This window comes from Blautia faecicola, assembly GCF_004123145.1.
Classification (GTDB): domain Bacteria; phylum Bacillota; class Clostridia; order Lachnospirales; family Lachnospiraceae; genus Oliverpabstia; species Oliverpabstia faecicola.
In genome coordinates this window covers 3,398,014-3,419,513 of the sequence record NZ_SDKC01000001.1, presented here as the reverse complement: position 1 = coordinate 3,419,513, position 21,500 = coordinate 3,398,014, and the positions used below count along the sequence as shown (strand labels likewise).

At 48.2% G+C, this 21,500-nt stretch carries 24 protein-coding genes and 1 pseudogene; 5 read left to right on the top strand and 20 right to left on the bottom strand.

Annotated features, from left to right (window positions below; genetic code table 11):
- Positions 1-4: 4 nt before the first annotated feature.
- The gene (locus ETP43_RS15390) at positions 5-445 is read left to right on the top strand and encodes a MarR family winged helix-turn-helix transcriptional regulator (RefSeq protein WP_129259126.1); all 441 of its coding nucleotides are present in this window, start codon (positions 5-7) and stop codon (positions 443-445) included.
- Positions 446-534: 89 nt separating this feature from the next.
- Here the strand turns inward: ETP43_RS15390 and ETP43_RS15385 are convergent, their stop codons facing one another.
- The 11 genes and pseudogenes from ETP43_RS15385 to ETP43_RS15340 all read right to left on the bottom strand — a co-directional run bounded on the left by ETP43_RS15385 (position 535) and on the right by ETP43_RS15340 (position 9,929).
- Positions 535-762, bottom strand: coding sequence for a hypothetical protein (locus ETP43_RS15385; RefSeq protein ID WP_129259124.1), 228 nt, complete (start codon positions 760-762; stop codon positions 535-537).
- A gap of 33 nt (positions 763-795) precedes the next feature.
- A complete protein-coding gene (locus ETP43_RS15380) occupies positions 796-1,851 on the bottom strand; it encodes a type IV pilus twitching motility protein PilT (RefSeq protein ID WP_022398727.1) in 1,056 nt (351 codons plus the stop codon).
- Positions 1,852-1,991: 140 nt separating this feature from the next.
- Entirely contained in the window at positions 1,992-3,902 is a 1,911-nt protein-coding gene (locus ETP43_RS15375) for a transglutaminase domain-containing protein (RefSeq protein ID WP_129259122.1), read from the bottom strand.
- 91 nt (positions 3,903-3,993) lie between these two features.
- Complete coding sequence (locus tag ETP43_RS15370; RefSeq protein ID WP_129259120.1) at positions 3,994-4,521, bottom strand: 6TM ABC transporter family protein; 528 nt, start codon at positions 4,519-4,521, stop codon at positions 3,994-3,996.
- A 2-nt stretch (positions 4,522-4,523) separates the two neighbouring features.
- Positions 4,524-4,982, bottom strand: a complete 459-nt coding sequence (locus ETP43_RS15365) for a type IV pilus modification PilV family protein (protein WP_129259118.1) — start codon at positions 4,980-4,982, stop codon at positions 4,524-4,526.
- A 42-nt stretch (positions 4,983-5,024) separates the two neighbouring features.
- A complete protein-coding gene (locus tag ETP43_RS15360; RefSeq protein WP_129259116.1) occupies positions 5,025-5,513 on the bottom strand; it encodes a DUF4860 domain-containing protein in 489 nt (162 codons plus the stop codon).
- A gap of 3 nt (positions 5,514-5,516) precedes the next feature.
- Positions 5,517-5,846, bottom strand: coding sequence for a hypothetical protein (locus tag ETP43_RS15355; RefSeq protein WP_022398722.1), 330 nt, complete (start codon positions 5,844-5,846; stop codon positions 5,517-5,519).
- 15 nt (positions 5,847-5,861) lie between these two features.
- A complete protein-coding gene (locus tag ETP43_RS15350) occupies positions 5,862-6,908 on the bottom strand; it encodes a type II secretion system F family protein (protein WP_129259114.1) in 1,047 nt (348 codons plus the stop codon).
- A 15-nt stretch (positions 6,909-6,923) separates the two neighbouring features.
- Positions 6,924-7,313 (bottom strand): annotated as a pseudogene (locus ETP43_RS17800) (transglutaminase-like domain-containing protein); the annotation flags it as partial.
- Between the two features lie 18 nt (positions 7,314-7,331).
- Positions 7,332-7,883 carry a hypothetical protein gene (locus ETP43_RS17795; protein WP_243114311.1) on the bottom strand — a complete coding sequence of 184 codons (552 nt, stop codon included), beginning with the start codon at positions 7,881-7,883 and terminating at the stop codon, positions 7,332-7,334.
- A gap of 186 nt (positions 7,884-8,069) precedes the next feature.
- Positions 8,070-9,929, bottom strand: coding sequence for a DUF885 domain-containing protein (locus ETP43_RS15340; RefSeq protein ID WP_129259112.1), 1,860 nt, complete (start codon positions 9,927-9,929; stop codon positions 8,070-8,072).
- A 220-nt stretch (positions 9,930-10,149) separates the two neighbouring features.
- Between ETP43_RS15340 and trxB the strand changes: the two genes are divergently transcribed.
- The 3 genes from trxB to ETP43_RS18830 all read left to right on the top strand — a co-directional run bounded on the left by trxB (position 10,150) and on the right by ETP43_RS18830 (position 11,897).
- On the top strand, positions 10,150-11,094 hold the full coding sequence (gene trxB, locus ETP43_RS15335; RefSeq protein ID WP_129259110.1) for a thioredoxin-disulfide reductase: 945 nt from the start codon (positions 10,150-10,152) through the stop codon (positions 11,092-11,094).
- 235 nt (positions 11,095-11,329) lie between these two features.
- Positions 11,330-11,461, top strand: coding sequence for a hypothetical protein (locus ETP43_RS17965; RefSeq protein WP_279222207.1), 132 nt, complete (start codon positions 11,330-11,332; stop codon positions 11,459-11,461).
- Positions 11,462-11,822: 361 nt separating this feature from the next.
- Positions 11,823-11,897, top strand: a complete 75-nt coding sequence (locus ETP43_RS18830; protein ID WP_408608704.1) for a DUF6783 domain-containing protein — start codon at positions 11,823-11,825, stop codon at positions 11,895-11,897.
- A 148-nt stretch (positions 11,898-12,045) separates the two neighbouring features.
- On the opposite strand, the gene ETP43_RS15330 is transcribed toward ETP43_RS18830, so the two are convergent.
- Genes ETP43_RS15330 through ETP43_RS15290 form a run of 9 tightly spaced genes read right to left on the bottom strand, consistent with a single transcriptional unit; the run spans position 12,046 to position 20,604 of the window.
- The gene (locus ETP43_RS15330; RefSeq protein ID WP_129259108.1) at positions 12,046-12,669 is read right to left on the bottom strand and encodes a V-type ATP synthase subunit D; all 624 of its coding nucleotides are present in this window, start codon (positions 12,667-12,669) and stop codon (positions 12,046-12,048) included.
- 13 nt (positions 12,670-12,682) lie between these two features.
- Entirely contained in the window at positions 12,683-14,110 is a 1,428-nt protein-coding gene (locus ETP43_RS15325) for a V-type ATP synthase subunit B (RefSeq protein ID WP_129259106.1), read from the bottom strand.
- Positions 14,111-14,123: 13 nt separating this feature from the next.
- The gene (locus ETP43_RS15320) at positions 14,124-15,890 is read right to left on the bottom strand and encodes a V-type ATP synthase subunit A (protein ID WP_129259104.1); all 1,767 of its coding nucleotides are present in this window, start codon (positions 15,888-15,890) and stop codon (positions 14,124-14,126) included.
- Positions 15,883-16,470 carry a V-type ATP synthase subunit E gene (locus ETP43_RS15315; RefSeq protein WP_129259102.1) on the bottom strand — a complete coding sequence of 196 codons (588 nt, stop codon included), beginning with the start codon at positions 16,468-16,470 and terminating at the stop codon, positions 15,883-15,885. Before ETP43_RS15315 ends, ETP43_RS15320 begins: the two co-directional genes overlap by 8 nt.
- Positions 16,471-16,495: 25 nt before the next feature.
- Positions 16,496-16,804, bottom strand: a complete 309-nt coding sequence (locus tag ETP43_RS15310; protein WP_022171513.1) for a V-type ATP synthase subunit F — start codon at positions 16,802-16,804, stop codon at positions 16,496-16,498.
- 23 nt (positions 16,805-16,827) lie between these two features.
- On the bottom strand, positions 16,828-17,262 hold the full coding sequence (locus tag ETP43_RS15305) for an ATP synthase subunit C (protein WP_118577171.1): 435 nt from the start codon (positions 17,260-17,262) through the stop codon (positions 16,828-16,830).
- Positions 17,263-17,278: 16 nt separating this feature from the next.
- Entirely contained in the window at positions 17,279-19,219 is a 1,941-nt protein-coding gene (locus ETP43_RS15300; protein ID WP_129259100.1) for a V-type ATP synthase subunit I, read from the bottom strand.
- Positions 19,220-19,246: 27 nt separating this feature from the next.
- Positions 19,247-20,287, bottom strand: a complete 1,041-nt coding sequence (locus ETP43_RS15295) for a V0D/AC39 family V-type ATPase subunit (protein ID WP_129259098.1) — start codon at positions 20,285-20,287, stop codon at positions 19,247-19,249.
- Between the two features lie 5 nt (positions 20,288-20,292).
- Positions 20,293-20,604 (bottom strand): hypothetical protein, encoded by a 312-nt coding sequence (locus tag ETP43_RS15290; RefSeq protein ID WP_129259096.1) that lies wholly within the window; start codon positions 20,602-20,604, stop codon positions 20,293-20,295.
- 221 nt (positions 20,605-20,825) lie between these two features.
- Between ETP43_RS15290 and trmB the strand changes: the two genes are divergently transcribed.
- Complete coding sequence (gene trmB, locus ETP43_RS15285; protein WP_129259094.1) at positions 20,826-21,470, top strand: tRNA (guanosine(46)-N7)-methyltransferase TrmB; 645 nt, start codon at positions 20,826-20,828, stop codon at positions 21,468-21,470.
- The last annotated feature ends 30 nt before the right edge of the window (positions 21,471-21,500 follow it).

The following is a 21,500-nucleotide window of genomic DNA, read 5'->3' as shown; positions in this document are numbered from 1 at the left end:
ATTTATGGATCAGGCGTATGAAATGTTTCATGAGGTGTTGGTAAAACTGTTCAATGATATTATGAATATCGAAGCGAAAGCAATTATAACGCCGGAATTTAAGGATATCACCAATAACGATATGCATGTGATCGAAGCCGTGGGCATCAAAGAGCCGAGAAACATGACTTCGGTGGCTAACACCCTGGGGATCACGGTGGGAACGCTGACGATATCGATCAACGGTCTGGTAAAGAAAGGCTATGTGCACCGGGTGCGAAGCGATGCAGACCGGCGGGTGGTGCTGGTGTCTCTGACGGAAAAAGGGGAGAAAGCATATCATCATCATGAGAAATTCCACGAAGATATGATTCAGTCCCTGCTCAAAGACCTGTCGGAAGAAGAGACGAAGACGCTGGTATCGGCGCTTACGAATCTAAGGGATTTCTTTCAGAATTACAAATAACAGAAAACAGGATATGATAAAAAAGAGAGATTTTACAGGTTATGGAAAAACCGTAGAATCTCTCTTTTGCATGTATAGTTACGTTTTACTTACTGCATCTTTTTGATCTGCTGGATCAGTTCCAGATCGGAAGCGGTCACTTTCAGGTTGGTTTCGAGTGTCTCACCGTCCGGCGTGGTGATTTGCATCGCGATGATGGATCCCTCTGCCAGTACCCCCTTGCGGGAAGCAGCGGCAATAAACTTTGGAAATTTTGGGTGGTTCGCAGTAAATGTACTCCAGAGACCGGAGAATTTCATCATATCTAATGGGTTCATCCCAGAGTTCCTCCTTTGATTAGTTATATGAAACTACAATTTCCTCATAAGCATATCCGGGTTGGTCGCATAAGTCAAGGCAATTTCTTTTGAAATCTTTCCGGATCGGTACAGGGCAAGCAAACTGTTGTCCATGGAGATCATATCCGGTTTGGCGGAAGAATAGAGGATTCCATCGATCTGTGGGATCTTATTGTCGCGGATCATATTGCGGATCGCCGGGGTTACGGTCATGATTTCAAATGCCGGAGCCACACCGCCGTCGACGGTAGGGATCAGCTGCTGAGATACCACGGCATTTAACACCATGGAAAGCTGTACGGCGATCTGGTGCTGCTGGTTTGGCGGAAATACATCGATGATACGGTCAATGGTGTTCGCCGCACCGATCGTATGCAGTGTGGAAAAGAGCAGATGTCCGGTTTCGGCAGCCGTCATTGCCACATGGATCGTCTCATAATCACGCATTTCGCCCAGAAGAATCACATCCGGACTCTGGCGCAGAGCAGCGCGCAGGGCGGCGACATAGCTGTCGGTATCCACATGGATCTCGCGCTGGCTGACGATACTTTTGTTGTGCCGGTGAAGAAATTCCAGAGGGTCTTCCAGTGTGATAATGTGTTTTTCCTGCGTCTGGTTGATCTGGTCAATGATACAGGCAAGTGTTGTCGACTTACCGCTTCCGGCAGGACCGGTGATCAGCGTCATCCCTTTGCCGCCAAGACCGAGATTGATGATCGCATCCGGGATTCCCAGCATATGATAATCCGGTAACCGGAAGGTGATCACACGGATCACTGCAGAGAGTGTACCTCTCTGTTTATAAGCACTGACACGAAAACGGGATACGCCTGGGATAGCGAAAGAAAAGTCATCGTCCCCGTGATCGAGCAGAGGTTTGATATCCCTGTTGTCAGCAAGTTCATAAATTTCTTTTAAAAAAGCGGCGGTATCATCCGGCAAAAGCCGTTCCTCATTCTCCAGGGAAAGGGCGCCGTTTTTCCGAAGCGAAAGCGGCCGCCCGGCAACCAGGAAAATATCGGATGCATTCTCTGCGACCGCCTGCTCTAACATGGCTCGTGCATTCATAAGTTATTACTCCTTTGGTGGAATAGAGAAATAATTCCTGCATTTTATTGTAATATAAGGAGAGAAAAAATGCAATGAAAGGAGAGGCGGGGAGATAAAAATGGCGTAGCAGCCACATTGACTGCTACGCCTGTAAAGTGTTATCTGCTGCGAACCCATGCACCAGAACCGTTTACATACCAGTTGCCGATCCAGGTGTTGGTCGCCATTTTTCCATTTTCATCGAGGTAATACCAGTAATTACCGACTTTCTGCCATCCGGTAGTCATCGCACCGCTTCCTGCGAAATAATACCAGTCATTATTCAGATGGAGCCATCCGGTAACCATCTGACCACTTCCATTCAGATAATAGGTTGCGCCTTTTACGGTGATAAATCCAGTCGTCATTTTACCGGTTCCATCGAGATAATACCAGGACTTGCTGTGTGCCAGCCATCCGGTCTGCATAGCGCCGCTTCCAGCAAAATAATACCAGTAATTACCGATTTTCTGCCATCCGGTAGCCATCTGACCGCTGGAGAGCATATAATAGCTGGCTTTTCCTACGGTGATAAATCCGGTCATCATTTTACCGGCTCCATCGAAATAATACCAGGACTTGCCGTGTGCCAGCCATCCGGTCTGCATAGCACCGCTGGATGCGAAGTAGTACCAGTTGTTATCGTGAGCAGCCCAGCCAGTCTCCATCCATCCGGCAGCGTCAAAGCCAAACCAGGAATTGCCGATCTTGCGTAATTCATTTGCCGGATAGGTACCATCGCTGTAGCGATACCACCATCTGGATCCGGAGTGAACCCATGCACCGGTTCTGCGTGCATTACATCTGGTACAGATATCATTCTGAAAATCATGTCCAAAAGCTTTGGCACCGGCTACGGTTTTTGTCTGTGCTTTAAATGCGGCATTGGTAAATACTGCACGATATGTGATGCTTCCGTCTTTGGTACAGGTCGGATCTGTCACTTCTTTTGTTGTTTCCACTGTCTCTGTTTCGTAAGTTCCATCTGTCTCACACAGCCGTTTTGCGGTTACGGAGCTGTAATCAGCAGCCCATTCATAAGTCGGCTCTCCGTAGACAGGAGCAGATTCATCATAAGAAGTCGCAGACATCGGGTAGGCAGTGACAAAATCGGATGCGGTATAGTCTGCGTTTCGGTCATGGTCGAAAAAATCATCCATATTTTTCAGAAAATAATCATACGGATCTCTGCCGGCATCCCAGGTGCTGTCCAGGTTATAATAACTGCCGTTGATCTTTACAATGTTCCATGCGTGATTTCCACCGCCTGCTACACCGGCGATGACTCTGGCATCCAGTCCGGCTTCGAGCGCCAGTCGATAAAATAAGGTTGCGTATCCCTGACACACGGAAGTTTTGTTGATCAGTGCGGCATATGCAGAAAATTTTAACGTATAGTTCGGATCATTCAGATTCTTATAATCATAAGTGATATTGGAACACATATAATCATAGATTGCTTTTGTTTTCTGATACTCGTTTTTCCCTGAAAGATTCAGAGAACTGATCAGACTGGAAACTGCCTGATCCATCTGTGCTTCCTGAGAAGCGTCGGACAGATAATACATGGTAAAGGTAAGATCCATGTTATATCCGGAAGAAGCCGAAGAGTAGGATGCACCAAGCGTCCATCCTTCGCAGTGCCAGCGAAGGTAATCGCCCTCTTTTCCGTTTCCGGTATGAGCCACTGCAAGATTAAAAAGCTGATCAGACAGCTGGTCCAAGGAATCCTGAGTAATTGCAGTATTGGAATGATAGTACAGATGGATCGTAGTTGTCCGGTTCAGCATCTGTTGCCGTAAGGTTGCTGCCAGCTGCTGTACATCATCTGTATACGAAACATTCTGTGGAGTTTCCATGCTGTAAGGTGTTATTGCTTCCGGAAGTGCATCCGACAGAACATCTTTGTAGACCGGATTGATATAGGTGTACGGTTCCAGTGGGGTTTCCGCTTGTACATTTACGTTGCCGCCGAATAGGAAAAACAGCATCGCAAAGACAAGCGAAAGAAAAAATGATTTTCTTTTCATATAATGGTATCCTCCCTCTTTTGATATGAAATATTATATTTATTCAAATATATCATGTGGAGAGAAAATTAGCAATGAAAAGAAAGGTCGATCAGCTGATTGGAGAAAGCAGCTGATACGTGTCGTCCCCATCCCAGCTATCCGTAGTTTCCGTAGTCCACTGCGTAATCCGGTAATATCCGTTCTGGCAGTCGGAAGGCGCCGGAAGTGTCAGAACCACCGAGAGCTGCTGGCTCTCACTGACAGGAACTTGAAAGGCCAGAGTTCCTTCGCCTTTTGTAAAATCCACCGTAAACGCAGAAACTCCGTCCACAGAACAATTCTCTAATTTTTCCGTTACTTCTTTCTGGTAATCGGCAGTGTCCGCGGATTCTGCACCGCAGTCGGTGTGAGCATCAGAAAGAATCGTATCAATCTGATCGAGTGCTTCTTCCGCCAGTGATGATGCCTGATAATATGTCTGGATCCGGTCGGCGGACTGCTGGCTGAGTGTCCGGTTGTTTTTTGCACTGGACAAAGAAAGCAGTGCGAAAGTAAACAGGCACAGCACCAGAAAAATCATCAGCAAGGACGGTGCACCCATATGAATAAAAGAAAAGGATGTCTTCTTGTACTTCATAGTCAGTCCCTCCTTTGCAAATGATGTTTGACAGGCAGTTGATAGAAAACATCTGCGTCGACGCCGGATGTCAGTTTTGCGACATCCAGCTGCACATCCAGAAGTTGTCCGTTCAGCGACCAGGTTCCGGATAACTGCCAGGCAGCCGTCTCCTGAGAACAGGGAGCAAAATCAGAATCATAGAAGACCGTGAAATCCTCTGACGAGATTTCCACCGAATCGCTGTAGGTATCTTCCAGAAGATTTTTCATATCATCCAGAGAAGTGGAGGCGGTGATCAGTTCTGCCACATCTTCTGCTCTCCGGGAAGCCTGCGTCAGATCGTGTGCCTCAGTGCTGAGCGTATGGGATTTTACAAAAACCTGTACGCAGACAGCACTTGCCACCGAAAAAAACAGAATGGCAAAGATCAGCTCCAGCAAAAAAAGACTGGATGGATTGGCGGTTGGTTTTCGTTTCATAGGTTTCTCCTTTATATACACATACTCCGAAAGTACATAGACTTAACGGGAGGAAGAGCGGATCGCATAGACCGCGCTTGCGGTGTCCCCGGAAGTATCGGTGCAGTGGAAGGTGATCACCTGATCGGCGCTTTCTTCCACAGAAAATTCTTTGACAGGGAGGATGCTCTTTCCGGCAGAAGGAGAGAGTGTTGTCCCTTCTTTCACATACAGTTCCCGGAGTTGTCCGTCCCAGGCGTACAGATAAGTAAGGTAGGAAGCGTCATCCGTTTCCTGCAGCAGGACAACCGCCTGCGTGCCGTCCAGCTCGTCCAGAAAAATCCCGTCCTCCCGGTCGTTCTGCCGCAGCTTTTCCGTCAGATAGGAAAGAGCAGTACCGGAGGTATAATTTCTCTGGGAATCATCCGTCGTTGACTGATAGATTTGCGCTGCCAAAAGGATCACGGTCAGAGCCGAGATGGTAAATACAAAAAATACCGTGACCGGAAACAGAAAATCAATGGCATGGCGCTTCTGGGAAAATGATTTCATCGTTTACCGTCCCCTTTCTATGATTGTAACTTCCGGATAAATATTAGAGCCCTGTGTCCGGTAGTCTACAAAAAAGAGGGAATCGTCATAGATCAGCCCGTAGTCTTTTTTGATGGCTTCCAGACTTTCCGGATACTGTCCGGTTGTTGCATAACAGTAGGTGATATCCCGGTTCAGCGCCTGGGTCAGACTGTCCTTTTGTCTGCGGACTGTATTTTCTGAAAGGGAAGAGGTTCCCAGAGAAAACAGCAGAATCAACAGAATGAATAAAAACAGAGAAAACCACAGTTTTTTTCCGGATTTCCGTTGTGGTGTGATCTGAAACCGATACATAGGCAGTCCCTCCTGTTAAATACCGGACATAATGCCCATCAGTGGAAGCATGACCGATAACAGAATGATACCGACGATCAGAGAGAGTCCGATGATCAGGGACGGTTCCAGAACCGCCAGTGTGTTGCTGATCCGGGTATCGATCTCTTCCTGGTACATATCGGAAACCTGTTTCATCACCTGATCCATGGAGCCGGTCTTCTGCCCGATCGAAGCCAGGCGCGCATAAGTACCGGTAAGGATCCCGGAGGTAAATAAAGCATGAGAAAGATCTTCGCCTTCGTTTACCTGCTTCTGACAATCGTCCAGTTTTATCTGAAAATCAGGATCCTGATTCAGCATGGCGGCAAGTTCAAGCCCGCGTTCGGGGGTCAGACCGCTTCGGAGAGCCAGATTCATCACATCGGCAAACCGACAGCCCGCCTGTTGCTGTGCCATAGACGAAAAGAAACGAAAATGCTTCGCAAATTTTGCAAGCACTGCCTTTCCTTTTTCCGTACGACTTCCAAAAAACAGTGCAGCGGCGGTGGCGGCAAGAAGAACTACCAGGACTACAGAATAGCGGCTGATGGCGTTACCGATCTGCATCAGTGCACCGGAAAAGCCAGTCATCTCCGTCCCCAACTGGACAAATACCTGGTTGAAGATCGGCATGACTTTTACGAGAAGCACCAGAATGACCACCAGCATCATACCGATCATGATCATCGGGTAAGTCACTGCGTTGCGGATACTTTTGGCGATACTGTCCTCGCGTTCATAGTGTTCACCGAGTGCGGACATTACTTCGTCGAGAGTACCGGTCTCCTCACCGATCTGTACCATATGAACGAGATAGGACGGAAATAAGCCGGTTTCTTTCAGAGAAAGAGAAAAGTCGGCAGTTTCCATCAGGGTATCCAGGATTTTCTGGAGAATTTCTTTTTCCTGTTCGGATGTGGAATCTTCCAGCATAATAGTGATTCCTTCCAGTGGTGAGATACCGGAATGAAGGATCATCGCCATCTGGGAACAAAAACCGGAAAGTTCCGGGTTAAAAAATGGCTGTTGTTTTTTATTCATAAGAACCTCCCTGAATCAGTAGGAATATTTTACGGTGTAGTTGCTGCCGTCACCGATGTATTTTTTCACCGAGTCGGCACTGTTGCTGGCGGCAAGGGTGGGATCCATCAGGGACCAGTCTTTCCCGTCAAATTCTATGATATTGTCTACCCAGCCAACCTCGTCCAGATATACGCTGATCCAGGCGTGATAGGCTTCTCCCGAATATCCAACCTCCAGTTTTGTGGGGATATGCTGGGAGCGGAGCAGTGCGGTCATCAGGGAAGCATAGTCAAAGCAAATGCCTGTCCCTGCCTCCATCGTGGCATCCGGATCCGGAATGTAGCCGGATGCTACCGTTTCCGCTTTCTGTTCGTCGTAGGTAATATTTTCGATGACATAGTGATAAACTTGCTGTACATAGTCGAGATCATCTGCGGAAGTCTAGGACAGAGCCTGTCCCTTTTTGGTTACTTTGGAATCGTTGGTAAACCAGACATATTGATTCGGGTACAGGTACGGCTGAAATTCATCCTTCAGCGTCACATCGAGGCTCTGGGAAAAAATCAGTGCGTATTTGTCATCGGTGACATTTTCATAGAGATCCGCCTGGTAAGTACCGTTGCTCCCGGACAGAGGAAATGTCTCATATGTTCCATAGGCATCCGGATTCAGTGTGTAGGTGTATACCGTGCCGTCGGGAATCATAATCTGCAACTTTATCTTGGAAACCTCACCGGTATAGCAGAGCATCAGATAGCCGTTTTCCGTGTGGGAGGCATCCAGCGATGTGGTGTCATCTCCATATACAGTGGTCTGGCTGGCTTCCGGTGTACAGACATCGGTGTAAGTTTCACGGGATGTCGTTTTTGCTTCGGTCTTTGTTTCGGTATCGGTCTGTTTTCCCGATGAGGAACCGGAAACACAGCCGGAGAGAGGGAAAAGAGTCAGCAAAAAAAGAAGCAGTAAATAAATCGTATGTTGTTTTATCTTCATTCGTATCGCATGTAAACTCCTTTCCCTTAGTATGGGCTCCCGGAAGCCGTTGCCGCTGTTCTGGCAGCAGGATTCCGGGAGTATCGTATGATTGGTTTCAGTATAGCATTTTTTTCGGAGAAATGCAGTAATGCATTTGGAGATTTGATGGAAAGCGGGTATGTATTGCACAGAAAGGTATTTGCATCAGGAAGAATAAGAGGTTATGACCGCCTGCTTTAATACTGGAAATTGACAGGGACCGATGGCGAGTACTTTTTTATGAAAATCCCGCAGGTTGAAAGCATCTCCGGCAAGTTCGCGTGCTTCCTGTTGCAGATCGAGAAATTGCAGGCAGCCGAGGTAATACTTCAGATAGTTGGCAGGATCTTCCACGATCACCTGATAGATTTCCTGTTGGATCGCCGTGTCTGTGACTCCAAGCTGTGATAAAAAGGTGGCACAGCGCGCCTGATTCCATCCGTTATAGTGGATCCCGGTATCGAGAAGGGACATGATGCACAGATTCAGGGAGCGGTTGAGCCAGGCAAACTGTCCGTCGGTGGTTTCCGGCTGATAATAGCGGTAGGCGAAGGATTCCGCATACGTTGCCCAGCCTTCCACATAACCACCCATAGGGAGCAGATGACGGACAGGATCCGGGCTGGAGGCAGCAAACGAAATGGTCTGATAAAGATGCCCCGGAAATCCTTCGTGTGCCAGCGTGGTATAAAGTTCCAGTCCTCCCATGTTCGCGTGACGGTTGATGTAAATGTCATTGGGACTTAACGTGTCAATTGGCGGCGTGAGGTAGAAGGCAGGGCTCAGATGCTCTTCCAGATCCGGGTGGACATATTTTACTTCATAAGAGGTGGAAGGGGCGTCTGGGAAATCGTTTTGGATCTGCTTTTGCAGTGTCTTCAGGATCTGTTCGGGGGAGCCTTCGGCGGAGGCAGGTGTGGAAGTAAAGGACAGGCCGGAGGCTGTGTCAATCAGTCCGGCTGAAAATGTGAGTGCTTTCGAAGCGTTACCGCCGGTTTGGGTATTTATTATAGGAAGAAATACCTCACTGGCAAATGCCTGTGTAGCGGTGTTATCGCCCATAAGCTGTGAGGCAGCAGAAAGATCCGTCTGAAACTGGCGGATCAGCCGGGACTGAATCTCCGGTACGGTATCGTAGACACCGCAGCTGCTTTTGATCAGATATTCGTAGTAGGCACTGCCGCCGGTAAACTGACAGAGTCCGCCCGGATTTTTCCCGCTTCCTTTTAACAGGGACAGGCCATCGATCAGAGACTGGTAGGCAGGAAGCACCTGACCGGTAAGAATCTGGTGGTGAAGTTTCTGATAGGCTGCTTTTTTCTGGTCAGAGATGCCGGAGAGGCTCTGGATTTTTTCGGAAAATACGGAATCCAGGTAGTTATCCTCCGGGTTCTGGATAAATGCACTGCATTGGTCAATGATGCGGTCGACGGTGGTATCGCTCATAAAGGTTCCGTTTTTGGCTTTTTGTTTTTCGAAGGTGAGGATGCTTTCAAAGTAGGTGTCCACGGAGGTGAGCATTTTCAGGTAGTTCTGGACATCGTCCTTGTTGCGGAAGGTGTATTCGGCGAGGAGAACAGGAAGCTGCGCCTGAGTGCCGAGGGAGGGACTTAAGGTTTCATCTAGGAGGTACTGGTTGGCGGGGAGCAGTTGGGTTTCGTAGTAGAGGGAGAGGATCTGCTGGGTCAGCTGGTTGTCGGGGGAAAGATCTTTGGTTGGGAAGGAGTTTATCAGATTGCGGCGGTTTTCGAGGAGGATCTTCTGGGCGGAAAGCTGGGTGGGGTCGAAGGCTCCGAGGGAGAGGGAGTAGTCCTTGATACCGGTGGACTCGGGGTAGGCGAGGGTGTAGTGGAGGTTCAGAGGGTTGGCGGATACATCGGCGGTGAAGATGGTATTGGTGCAGGCGCGGAAACGGCGGTTGATGAAGTAGGAGTAGGTGAGGACACGCACCAGGAGGAAGGTTAGGAAACACAGGAGAATTAAGAGGGGGATGAAAATTTTTTTGGAGAGTTTTGAAATATGCATAGGACTCCATGGGAGGTGGGAATTACTATCAGTGTATGGGAATCGATGAGGAAATATGTTAGAATGTAGCCAGTGGGGACGGAGAAATATGGGCTGAAAAAATGATTTCTACAAATTTTAATGGAATGGGGGAAATGGTTGCTGCAATCGGTGTTGGGTGATGGGCAATCCAGTGAAGGTTTTATGATAATTCATTTATGAGATAAAGGAGACGAAGTGTATGTGTGAGAATGTGTATGATATGATTATTGTAGGCTCTGGGCCGGCGGGGTTGACGGCGGGGGTTTATGGGAAGCGTGCCGGGTTGAAGGTGGTTATTCTGGAGAGTGGGTTTATTCAGGGCGGTCAGATTGTGAACACGTATGAGGTGGATAATTATCCGGGGCTGCCGGGGATTGGGGGACTGGAACTGGCGGAGAAGATGAAGGAGCATGTGACCGGGCTTGGTGTGGAGATTGTGAGAGGGAAGGTGAAGGGGATTTCACTGGACGGAGACTGGAAGGTTGTTCACACGAAGAAGGCGGATTATCGTGGAAAGGCGGTTGTTCTGGCGGCGGGTGCGGTGCATCGGAAGCTGGAGGTTCCCGGGGAGGAAGAGTTGTCCGGGGTGGGAGTTTCTTATTGTGCGACCTGTGACGGGGCTTTCTTTAAGGATAAGACGGTGGCTGTTGTCGGTGGCGGTGATGTGGCTGTGGAGGATGCAATTTTCCTGGCGCGAAGCTGTAAGCAGGTATATCTGATCCACCGGAGAGATCAGTTGCGGGCGGCGCAGGTACTGCAGGATGCGCTGAAAGGTTTCCACAATGTCACCTGTATCTGGGATACTACGGTGGAAAAGATCGGCGGAGAGCAGCAGGTACAGTGGATAACTCTGAAACAGACAAAGACTGGTGAGGAACATCAGCTGGATGTGGACGGTGTCTTTATTGCCGTGGGAACCGTACCGGATACGGGATTTGTAAAAGGACTGGTGGAACTGGATGCGTACGGATATATCAAAGCCGGCGAAGACGGAAGAACCAGCGTGCCGGGCATCTACGCAGCAGGGGACATCCGAACCAAGGAACTGCGCCAGATCATTACGGCGGCAGCAGACGGCGCTAACTGCGTGAATTCGGCACAGCAGGATCTGTATGATACCAGGGGCAAAAGGGCAGAAGGTTGACGCAAGTTTGCTTGCAGAAAGATTTTGAGTTTGTCCGACATCTTTGGACAGGGGATGAAACAATAGAAACAGAAGAGGAATGTTGAAAGCATATAGTACAGAGAAATAGAAAAAGTATCTCTTTGCACTGTATGCTTTTTACTACAGTAATAACAAATCTGTAGAGCGACAAGGCTTGTGAGCTGTGTATTGTGATGTGGATAACAGAAAAATTGACGAAAGCCGGGGGAAAGATATGACGAACCGAAGTGTCGTTACAAGAAAGACACAGATCCGCCCTGTAAAAACGCAAAACGGACAGGTGCCACATAGGAAAAATGCCGGTGAGAAACCGGCGAAAACAGCGATAAAAAGAGGCTTTTGTTAAAAAGTACCAAGTTGTGTCTGAAATTCACACAATTGCGGTGGATAGTGAAAAAGTTATACTCCAGTTATCCACACAGGAAAATGCTGGAAATGCCGTAAAATCAAGTTATACACAAAGTTATCCACTTTATCCACATTTTTTCGTGTGGACAACCGTGATTTACATAACGAAAAAAGAAACAAATGTTTTGTGAATAAGTGATAAATCGCTGTTTCGACAAAAAGAGTGTGGAAAACCTATTGACTTTTTTGTAGTCAAATAGTGGAGAAAATTGTAGTGAATTTTCAAACAATTTAAAGAAAACACGATTTTGTGTGAAAGAGGAAATTTAACACTTTTTATCTTGCAATAGAAGTCGAGAATGGTAAAATCTCCCACAAACTGGGACTTGCGGATTGCGGAAATGATTTTTCAGACACGCTCTAGGATGACGTAGCCAGCGTAGCCTACTGGTACCAGACCGCCCCACACAAAAAATTCCAGCCACTTCCGAAGAAAGAGGACCGGTGGCCGAGGTAACATAATCAAAATTGGTCCACTGGACCAATTATTGATATGCAATGCAACAAAAAAGGAGCCGGGGTTTACCCCCCGGCTCCTTTCATCCTCTTAATCACCTTCAGCCTGGTAAATTCCTCTCTCTCCTTCTCCTCCAGTGCATTGCTGATGTCTTTCGTCAGCTGCTCATAATGAGGAATCGTGATATTCTTCAGCGCGTTTGCCCGTTTCTGCGTCTTCTTGATATTCGCTGCCAGCCGGTACGCTGCATTTTCCACCATGGAGAGCCGGATCGTCAGCTCTTTCACCTTCTCAAACGCATGCTTCGCCGCATCCAGAGATTCCTTTGTGCTATAAAACGCATACGTCGGAGCATCCCCGGAAGATTCCGATTCCACCAACGGAATCTCCGTACCCATGATACTTCTGGTCTTGATACGAATCGAATCCTCGATCGGAACCGTATAAGAAATCGTCTGTACCGTATTAATACCGATCTCCATATTTGCCCGCTGCAACGCCGCATACGCCTCACGGAAGGTCACATCGATCTGCGACTGGATACCCTTCGCCTCATCGATCAGGTTCATCATTTCACGGATCAGGATATTTCGTTTCTTATCCATCAGGTCGAATCCCTGGAGAGAAAGCGCCAGGGAATTCTTGGCAAGGATCAGATTTCCCTTGGTAGGGAAGGTATTTGGATCCATAAAATCCCCCCTTTTATTCCATCATAGACTTCGCGTCAGCGACAGCCTGTTCCACAAGATCAATGTCGGTCGGCTGATAATACTGATTCAGCACCTTCGTATCGATACGGTCAAGTTCCTCTTTCGGAAGCAGACCGAGCAGTTTCCAGCCGATATCCAGCGTTTCTGTGATCGTACGGTTTTCCATCGGTCCCTGACCGACAAATTCATGTTCAAAAGCATTTCCGAAAATCAGATATTTCTTATCCAACGGAGAGAGTTCATCTTCACCGATAACGGAAGCAAGTGCTCTGGCATCTCCTACTTTTGCGTAGCAGGAGAACAGCTGGTTCGCTACGTCCTGGTGATCTTCTCTGGTATATCCCTTACCGATACCATCCTTCATCAGACGGGACAGAGACGGCAGTACGTTGATCGGTGGATAGATCGCCTGTCCGTGAAGCTGTCGGTCCAGAACGATCTGACCTTCGGTGATATACCCGGTCAGGTCAGGGATCGGGTGGGTGATATCGTCGTTCGGCATGGTCAGGATCGGGATCTGTGTGACCGATCCGGTGCCGCCCTGTACGATACCGGCACGCTCGTAAAGCGTAGCCAGTTCACTGTAGAGATAACCCGGATAACCTTTACGGGAAGGAATCTCGCCCTTGGAGGAAGATACTTCTCGCATCGCCTCACAGAAAGAGGTAATATCGGTCAGAATAACCAGAATGTGCATACCTTTTTCAAAAGCCAGATACTCAGCGGCAGTCAGTGCCACCTTTGGTGTGATCAGTCGCTCGACGACCGGGTCATTTGCCAGGTTCAGGTACATGACTACGTGGTCAGATACACCGCTTTCCTCGAAGGTACGGCGGAAGAACTCAGCGACATCGTATTTGACACCCATCGCTGCGAACACGATGGCGAATTTTTCATCAGTGTTGTCACCCAAAGAAGCCTGCTGTACGATCTGTGCGGCAAGCTGATCGTGAGGAAGACCGTTTCCGGAGAAAATCGGAAGCTTCTGTCCACGGATCAGGGTGGTCAGACCATCGATTGCGGAGATACCGGTACGGATATAGTTACGCGGATATTCACGGGTGACCGGATTTAACGGCAGACCGTTGATATTTGCCTTGGTGTCTGCCACGATCGGTCCCAGACCGTCGATCGGGTTGCCGATACCGTCGAAGGTACGTCCCAGGATCTTCTCGGAAAGACCGATCTCCATCGGGTGACCGGTCAGACGGGTGTGGGTGTTGTCGAGGGACATATTGTCGGAACCCTCGAAAACCTGGATCACGGCTTTGTCCTCGTAGACCTCCACAATTCGTCCCAGTTTCTTTTCTTTTCCGTCGATGGTAAATTCTACAATCTCTTCATATGCTGCATTTTTGACACCCTCCAGAACTACCAGAGGACCATTGATTTCACTTAAGCCAAGATATTCAATTGCCATAATTCCATCCTCCTTATCCGTTCTTTTCCAGTACTTTATCGTAGAAGGTATCTACTGCTTTTTTATAATCATCAAACATTTCCGGTTTGTCGTTTGGCACATCGTATTTGATGGCGATGATCTTTTCGAAAATATTGTCCTCTTTCAGGACAGACATAGGCATACCCATGGTTACCAGGGCTTTTGCTTTTTTATACAGATATAAAATGATTTCCATCATCTTATACTGCTTTTCCAGCGGTACGCAGGTATCGTCTGCATGGAAGGCGTTCTGCTGTAAGAAGCCCAGACGGATCACACGGGCGATCTCGAGGATCAGTTTCTGGTCATCCGGGAGAACGTCGCTGCCGATCAGTTTTACGATTTCCATCAGGCTGCTCTCGGTATTTAAAAGAGCCATGATTTGATTTCTAAGATCAATAAAGTTTTTATTTACATGGGTCTGATACCATGGTGCCAGATCATTCAGATATTCGCTGTAACTGGTCAGCCAGTGGATCGCCGGGAAATGTCTCGCGTAAGCCAGTGATTTGTCCAGTCCCCAGAAACAGCGGACGAAACGTTTGGTGTTCATCGTAACCGGTTCGGAGAAATCGCCGCCCTGCGGGGATACGGCACCGATGATCGATACGCTTCCCTCGGTTCCGTTCAGGTTTTCCATCATGCCGGCTCTCTCATAGAAAGCGGACAGACGGGAAGCCAGATAAGCCGGGAAACCTTCCTCGGCAGGCATTTCTTCCAGACGTCCGGAAAGCTCACGCAGCGCCTCTGCCCAACGGGAGGTGGAGTCTGCCATGATCGCGACATCGTAACCCATGTCACGGTAATATTCTGCCAGTGTCAGACCGGTGTAGATTGAAGCCTCACGGGCAGCAACCGGCATGTTGGAAGTGTTGGCGATCAGAGCGGTACGGTTCATCAGCGGATGCCCGGTTTTCGGATCCACCAGTTCCCCGAACTCTTCGAGTACCTGTGTCATCTCGTTCCCACGCTCGCCGCAGCCGATATAGATGATGATATCCGCATCGGACCACTTGGCGATCTGGTGCTGCGTCATGGTTTTTCCGGTACCGAAACCACCCGGGACAGCGGCAGTGCCGCCTTTTGCGATCGGGAACATGGTATCCAGGATACGCTGACCGGTGATCAGCGGTTTGGATGCCGGGAAACGTCTTTTGGTCGGACGCGGGACACGGATCGGCCATTTCTGGCACAGCGTCAGTTCTTTTGTGGTTCCGTCATCAAGTTCCAGTGTGACGATCGGATCCAGGATCGTGTAAGCGCCGTCAGCGGCTGCTTTGATAACGGTTCCCTCCACATCCGGAGGAACCATGGATTTGTGAAGGATACTTGCAGTTTCCTGGGTTTCTGCGATGACGGTTCCGCCGGTCACATGATCGCCCTCGGAGACGGTCACATGAACATCCCATTTTTTTGCGGTGTCCAGAGAGTCGACGCTGACACCACGGGTGATGTATTTGCCGGAACGGGCGGCGATCTCACTTAACGGACGCTCGATACCGTCGAAAATGTTGTTCAGAATCCCGGGTCCCAGTGTTACGGAGATGGCATCTCCGGTTCCGACAACTTCTGCGCCGGGTTTCAGACCGGTGGTCTCCTCGAAGACCTGTACGGTGGTGGCTTTCTTTGACAGGGAGATGACTTCCCCTACCAGATACTCCTCGCCGACATGTACCATCTCAGACATACGAAGACCAGTATTTCCTTTCAGGTAAATAACTGGTCCGTTGATTCCATAAATGATTCCTTTTTTATTCATCTGTCATACCTCCGGCAAAGACAAATTCTTCTTTTGCTTCCCTGAGTAAAGTAGCAAATGAGTTGTCTATCAATATATTTTTGGAGCGGATCACGGCGCGCATACCGCCCATGAAAGCTTCTCTGGATACTACCGGGGCAAAGCCGAAGCGTGCGGCAAGTTCCGGGATCCAGTTCTGGTCTGCGGGATCAAGATAAACCACAAGGGCATCTTCTCCGGCAAAGTCGCGGGCTTCCTGGATCCGCCGGGAGAGATATTCCAGATATTCCGGTGTGGAGCGAAACTGTGCAAGACGCTCCGCCACATCGTGAAACAGTTGCTGCTTGATCTCTTCGGTCTTATCGGAAAGAAGACGGCGGTATTCCAGCTGTCTGGCAGAGACGGTTTTGTTGATCTCGCGTTTGAGATTGTCCGTTTCCGCCTGAATATGAGACTGAATCTGCCGTTCTTTGGTCTCTTTATGTTCCTGGAAAATCTTATCCAGGGCTTCCTGATGCTGTGTCTGCACCTGCTGTGCCTCCAGCATGGCACTGTCGATGGAGGCTGTATAAAAATGCTGTAATTTTTCTTCGATAGTCAATGTATTCACCCTCTTTGATTTATAGTTACAGTTTTAGTCCAATGGCTTCGTTGACATAAGAGGTGATAAAATCCGGTTTCCGGCCGGTACCGTGACGGTCGGGGATCTCCACGATCAGAGGTACCTTGTGATGGAGCTTCACCTCATCCACAATTTCCGGGAATTCTCTGCCGAACTTTTCTGTCAGCAGAAGAATCCCGATTTCTTTATCGGCCAGAGCCGTTTCCAGAGCGGTGCGCAGTTCTTCTCTTTCGTGCACCACCACACCGTCCACCCCGGCGAGCCGCATGCCCGTCTGGGTGTCGATGTTGTCACTGATCAGATACATTTTCATAAAGCAAAACCTCTTTGTAAGGATTAAAGTTTACCTAAGATCATGAAGGAAATGATCAGACCATACAGAGCAATACCTTCTGCCATGGCTACGAAGATCATGGATTTACCGAACAGGGAACCGTCTTCACTGATAGCACCCAGGGCTGCACTTGCAGAACTTGCTACGGCGATACCGGAACCGATACCGGACAGGCCGGTTACGAGAGCGGCACCGAGATAGCCAAGACCGGTTGCAAGACCACTTCCGGCTGCATCAGTAGCAGCCTGTACGTTCTGCGCACCGGCGAACATGGCGATGGTTCCTACAAGGAGTGTGCCAAAGAAGAAGAAACAGTTGACTGCCAGAGACTTTTTGTAACGTTTTTTGTTTCTCTCGCCCAGAAGAAATGCGCCTCCCGGGATGATGATGCTGAGAATCAGTGCTACGGCGGTAAGAATTTCGATAATAGTTGACATAATAATATCCTCCTGCTTATTTATTTTTGGATTTTTTTAAAAATGGCTGAAAAGCTCTTCCGCTTCCTTTATAGAAACGGCTGAACATCTCATAATATTCGAGACGGAGTACCTGGATACCTACGATAAGACCCTCCATCGCGGTAACGAAAATATTTCCAAGGATCACGACGATCCAGTTCGGGCTTCCGGCTTCTGCACCGGCAAGCATCAGTACGACTTCCATCATAGCGGCATGGCTGACGGCGAAAGCGCCGATACGGACGAAAGAAAGGGTGTTGGACAGATAACTTAACATGACTTCGAAGAGTTCAAAAAAGCTCTGTACAAAATACATGCCCTTGCTTCCCTCGATGACGGGACTTTCTTTTTTCACCATTCTTGCCAGAGGCTCCTTCAGCATAATGATCACTAACGGAATACCGAACATCACGCCGAGAACCGCACCTGCGGGAAGGGTGTGACCTGTCATAAACAGGAAGATCACAGCGACCAGGGAACCGTAGAACACCAGTCCTGCCACAGCATTCTGGTCAAACCAAATGCCTTCTACATCTTTCATGCGAACGGCATTAATAATATGAAAGATCATTGTAATCAGGATCAGGAACATACCGAAAGCGATTGCAACGACAAATACCGTATTTAACGTGCCAAGGAACGGCAGATTGGACATCGCCTCCACCGGACGCAGCCAGAGAGCGGGGATCACATCTTCAAAACCGAAGATGCTGCCGAACATCAGACCGAAGAAAGTGGAGAAAATACCTGCAGTACCGATGATGGCCGCCAGATCCATCTTCTTAAACTTATACAGAAGAAATCCACCGATCACCAGGCAGACTCCCTGACCGGCATCACCGAACATCGCACCGAAGATAAACATATAGGTCAGTGCCACGAAGATCGTAGGATCCATCTCGTGATAGGACGGCAGACCGTACATTTTCACAAACATCTCAAAAGGACGGAAGATCTTCGGATTCTTTAACTTGGTCGGCGGTTCGCCGTGTGCTGTGGAATACGGATCTGTCTCTACGAAACAGTAGAGATTCTGATCATCCGCGATTTCTTTCTGAAAAGCTGTGGCATCTGTGACAGACATCCAGCCGCACAGGATATAAAAGACTTCCCGGTTATCTTCTTTGGTGCAGGCGGCAAGCCGGCGGATATCGAAGTTGCGGGACTGACTTTCCAGTTTCCGTGTGGCGGCATAGAGTTTTTCACCCTGCTTTTGCAGCAGTTCGGCAATGGTATCCTGTAGTTTTGTCAGCTCTTTTTCTGTCTGCTGCAACTGTCCGGTTAACTGTACCTGTACCTGAGAAGGAATGCCGTAAAGCTTTTCAGGAACATCCAGCTGTTCAAAATGCATGGATGCGTAGACTGCATCGATCCGGTCAGTCACTTTGGTCGGGCAGAAATAAAAGCCCCAGATATACCGGTCATTTTTATGACATGGGTAGAAGAGTGTCTCTTCACTGCCATAGACATACGTTTCAAATTTGTTGTAATATTCCCTGCTGATACGACCAAACCGGCAGGTCATATAGCGGAACTGCAGAAAACGGGAAATATCAAAGTCAAGTGAGAGGAAAGGTTCCAGCTGTGTCAGGAGTTCTTCCAGCTCTTTTTTCTGATCTTCCAGCTCTTTTTTCTGTTCGTTGATTCGGGTCAGCTGTTGATCGAAGGATTCGATCAGTGCGACCGCCTCATCCAGCGTCATGGTGAGATTCGTCTGGATGTTTCCGGAGTCCAAAAGCTTTTCGTATTCCAGTGCTTTTGCCAGAAGTCCTTTGTAGGGATTGATCTGCAGATAAGGAGTCAGTGTTTTTAACGTCTGCAGCTGTGCAAGAGCATTTTCCAGATGGATCTCGTATCGGGAAAGATACTGATCCACCACCCGGTCAATATCGGCTTTTGGTCCGGTGATGCTTACAAATTGCATTTTTTCAATCATAATTACATCCCCCGGTGCTTTTTTTACTTACGATTTCGAGATATAGCGCATGGTGTCTTCCGGTGGGATACTGTAACGAATACATTCGAGTACCGTTGTCAGCCGGTCGATCTCATGTTCTTTGTGGTAGAGGTAGCAGTAGATTGTGGATACCGAATAAGGATCCGCTTTGCTTTCTCCGGAAAGGACATGTTTCATGATGCTGCTGTACATCTCTTCAAGCGTATGTGAGTTCAGTTTTTCGTAACGTCGTCCATAGTAGGTCCGGTCAAGAAGTGATTCGAATGCTGTCATCGTCTCAGCTTCTACCAGAGCAGCGATATCCTTTTTATGCAGCTTGTAATTCACAGGAATCAGCAGTGCATAGATATCGGCAGCGGTCATATGGTAATACTGTTTGGAACGGTAGATCCACTGAAGATTCAGCAGATCAAATTTGTTTCCGTAGGCTTTGGTGATCTCTTCCAAGTTCTTTTTGGAGAGAATCTTGTCTTTTGTCTTCCATATGGCAGAAAAATAAGAAAGATCCAGTGCCATCTCGTAGTCAAAAAGCGTTGGTGTTTCCAGACCGGACAGTGCTGTCAGTGGCTGGTAATAACTGGTTCCCCGCAGATGACTGACAAATTCTTCCATGGACTGGGACGCGGTCAGCAGGTTGATATCCAGCTGTGAGTGCTTATCAAAGAATGGTTTGAATAAAGAAAGATCCAGATTTACATCTCTGTGGTCAAAGATTTTATTCAGACATTCTTTCATGATGGACACTTCGTATCGTCCGAAATAAAGATTGAGAAATTTGCGCTGCTCCATGTTGGAAAACTGATAAATCTTGGTAAAATCGCGATAAATCGAATTCACCAGAAGCTGTTCAATCTTTCCGCGGTGCAGAGCCTCTTCTGAGAGAGAGTCCAGAATCGCTTCATAAGCGGGCTGCTGTTTCAGATAGGTAACTGCCTGGGGAACGCTTTTGAGTTCTGCCAGTTCCCGGTACTGCTCATCAGTCAGCAGTCTGCTCTGCATGGCTCGGATCTTCGTGGTCAGACCACTGTAAGATAATAATGATCCCATATACTTCACATCCTGATTATTTTGTGGTAAATCTTGTCGCATAACGCATCTTTATGTTCCTTATAATAAGCATCCATGTGCCTGAGGGAACGTTCGGTGGAGGTTTTCAGGTGTTCCAGTTCCTGATCGGCCTGTTCCTGCAAAGTGCGTTTGGCAGCTTCCAGTGTTCTGGCAGCCTGAGCATCCGTATCGTTATCATAAGTAGAGGTACGTTCCTCGGCCGCGTTGTCCTGACGTCGGGTTTCTTCGACAGCAGATTCCATAATGCGGGAAGCGGCTGTCTCGATTTCGGATAATTTGTCGATTACAGATTCCATTTTTCCCTGCTCCTTTGTTTAAAATTTATCATCATCATACACCTATTCGATCAGAAAGTAAATCAGAACTGTCTATATGTATACAAATTGTTGGAAATGTATAACAAATTTATTCATATTCATATTGAAAAATAGTTCTTTCCAAGTATGCCTCTTTTATAGTAGAATAAAGCGCGACATAGCTGTTTTACACAAGAAAATACCTGGAGGGAAAATAATATATGAGGTTAAGGAATATACCCGGCTCTAAAGAGACGATTGCAGCCAGCGATTATGTGGTACAGGAACCGGAGACACACAAGGGAACATGGGGACAGCTTTTTGGCGATGAGCAGCCGGTACAGATTGAAGTGGGAATGGGAAAGGGACGTTTTATCATGGATATGGCGCGCCTGCATCCGGATCGTAATTTTGTGGGGATCGAGATGTATGACAGTGTACTGCTTCGTGCGGTGCAGAAGAGAGAACTGCTCGAAGAAGATCTGCCAAACCTGTATTTTATCCGTATGGATGCACGAAATCTGCCGGATGTCTTTGAGAAAGGAGAAGTGGATAAGATCTATCTGAATTTTTCGGATCCATGGCCGAAGGAGCGTCATGCAAAACGCCGTCTGACTTCCCGCCGGTTTTTGGAGCGTTACGACAAGATCCTGGCACCGGAGGGAACGGTAGAGTTCAAGACCGATAACCGCCCACTGTTTGAGTTCTCACTGGAAGAAGTGAAAGAAGCAGGCTGGGTTCTGGACGCTTCGACTTTTGATCTTCATCATGATGCAAAGCTGATGGAAGGAAATGTAATGACCGAATACGAAGAAAAATTCTCCCGGGCGGGAAACCCGATCCATAAAATGATCATTCACCGATAAGAAGAGAAAATGATCCGGCGCAGCGGAATA

Excerpts from the sequence above, each read along its gene's own strand:
- ETP43_RS15375 (WP_129259122.1), bottom strand. The coding sequence starts at position 3,902 with ATGAAAAGAAAATCATTTTTTCTTTCGCTTGTCTTTGCGATGCTGTTT.
- ETP43_RS15310 (WP_022171513.1), bottom strand. The coding sequence starts at position 16,804 with ATGAAAATGTATCTGATCAGTGACAACATCGACACCCAGACGGGCATG.
- trxB (WP_129259110.1), top strand. The coding sequence starts at position 10,150 with ATGTGTGAGAATGTGTATGATATGATTATTGTAGGCTCTGGGCCGGCG.
- ETP43_RS15350 (WP_129259114.1), bottom strand. The coding sequence starts at position 6,908 with ATGAATAAAAAACAACAGCCATTTTTTAACCCGGAACTTTCCGGTTTT.
- trmB (WP_129259094.1), top strand. The coding sequence starts at position 20,826 with ATGAGGTTAAGGAATATACCCGGCTCTAAAGAGACGATTGCAGCCAGC.
- ETP43_RS15320 (WP_129259104.1), bottom strand. The coding sequence starts at position 15,890 with ATGAATAAAAAAGGAATCATTTATGGAATCAACGGACCAGTTATTTAC.
- ETP43_RS15295 (WP_129259098.1), bottom strand. The coding sequence starts at position 20,287 with ATGGGATCATTATTATCTTACAGTGGTCTGACCACGAAGATCCGAGCC.
- ETP43_RS15360 (WP_129259116.1), bottom strand. The coding sequence starts at position 5,513 with ATGAAATCATTTTCCCAGAAGCGCCATGCCATTGATTTTCTGTTTCCG.
- ETP43_RS15340 (WP_129259112.1), bottom strand. The coding sequence starts at position 9,929 with ATGCATATTTCAAAACTCTCCAAAAAAATTTTCATCCCCCTCTTAATT.
- ETP43_RS15290 (WP_129259096.1), bottom strand. The coding sequence starts at position 20,604 with ATGGAATCTGTAATCGACAAATTATCCGAAATCGAGACAGCCGCTTCC.
- ETP43_RS15325 (WP_129259106.1), bottom strand. The coding sequence starts at position 14,110 with ATGGCAATTGAATATCTTGGCTTAAGTGAAATCAATGGTCCTCTGGTA.
- ETP43_RS15370 (WP_129259120.1), bottom strand. The coding sequence starts at position 4,521 with ATGAAGTACAAGAAGACATCCTTTTCTTTTATTCATATGGGTGCACCG.
- ETP43_RS15300 (WP_129259100.1), bottom strand. The coding sequence starts at position 19,219 with ATGATTGAAAAAATGCAATTTGTAAGCATCACCGGACCAAAAGCCGAT.
- ETP43_RS15390 (WP_129259126.1), top strand. The coding sequence starts at position 5 with ATGGATCAGGCGTATGAAATGTTTCATGAGGTGTTGGTAAAACTGTTC.
- ETP43_RS15305 (WP_118577171.1), bottom strand. The coding sequence starts at position 17,262 with ATGTCAACTATTATCGAAATTCTTACCGCCGTAGCACTGATTCTCAGC.
- ETP43_RS15385 (WP_129259124.1), bottom strand. The coding sequence starts at position 762 with ATGAACCCATTAGATATGATGAAATTCTCCGGTCTCTGGAGTACATTT.
- ETP43_RS17965 (WP_279222207.1), top strand. The coding sequence starts at position 11,330 with ATGACGAACCGAAGTGTCGTTACAAGAAAGACACAGATCCGCCCTGTA.
- ETP43_RS15330 (WP_129259108.1), bottom strand. The coding sequence starts at position 12,669 with ATGGATCCAAATACCTTCCCTACCAAGGGAAATCTGATCCTTGCCAAG.
- ETP43_RS15365 (WP_129259118.1), bottom strand. The coding sequence starts at position 4,982 with ATGAAACGAAAACCAACCGCCAATCCATCCAGTCTTTTTTTGCTGGAG.
- ETP43_RS15355 (WP_022398722.1), bottom strand. The coding sequence starts at position 5,846 with ATGTATCGGTTTCAGATCACACCACAACGGAAATCCGGAAAAAAACTG.
- ETP43_RS17795 (WP_243114311.1), bottom strand. The coding sequence starts at position 7,883 with ATGAAGATAAAACAACATACGATTTATTTACTGCTTCTTTTTTTGCTG.
- ETP43_RS15380 (WP_022398727.1), bottom strand. The coding sequence starts at position 1,851 with ATGAATGCACGAGCCATGTTAGAGCAGGCGGTCGCAGAGAATGCATCC.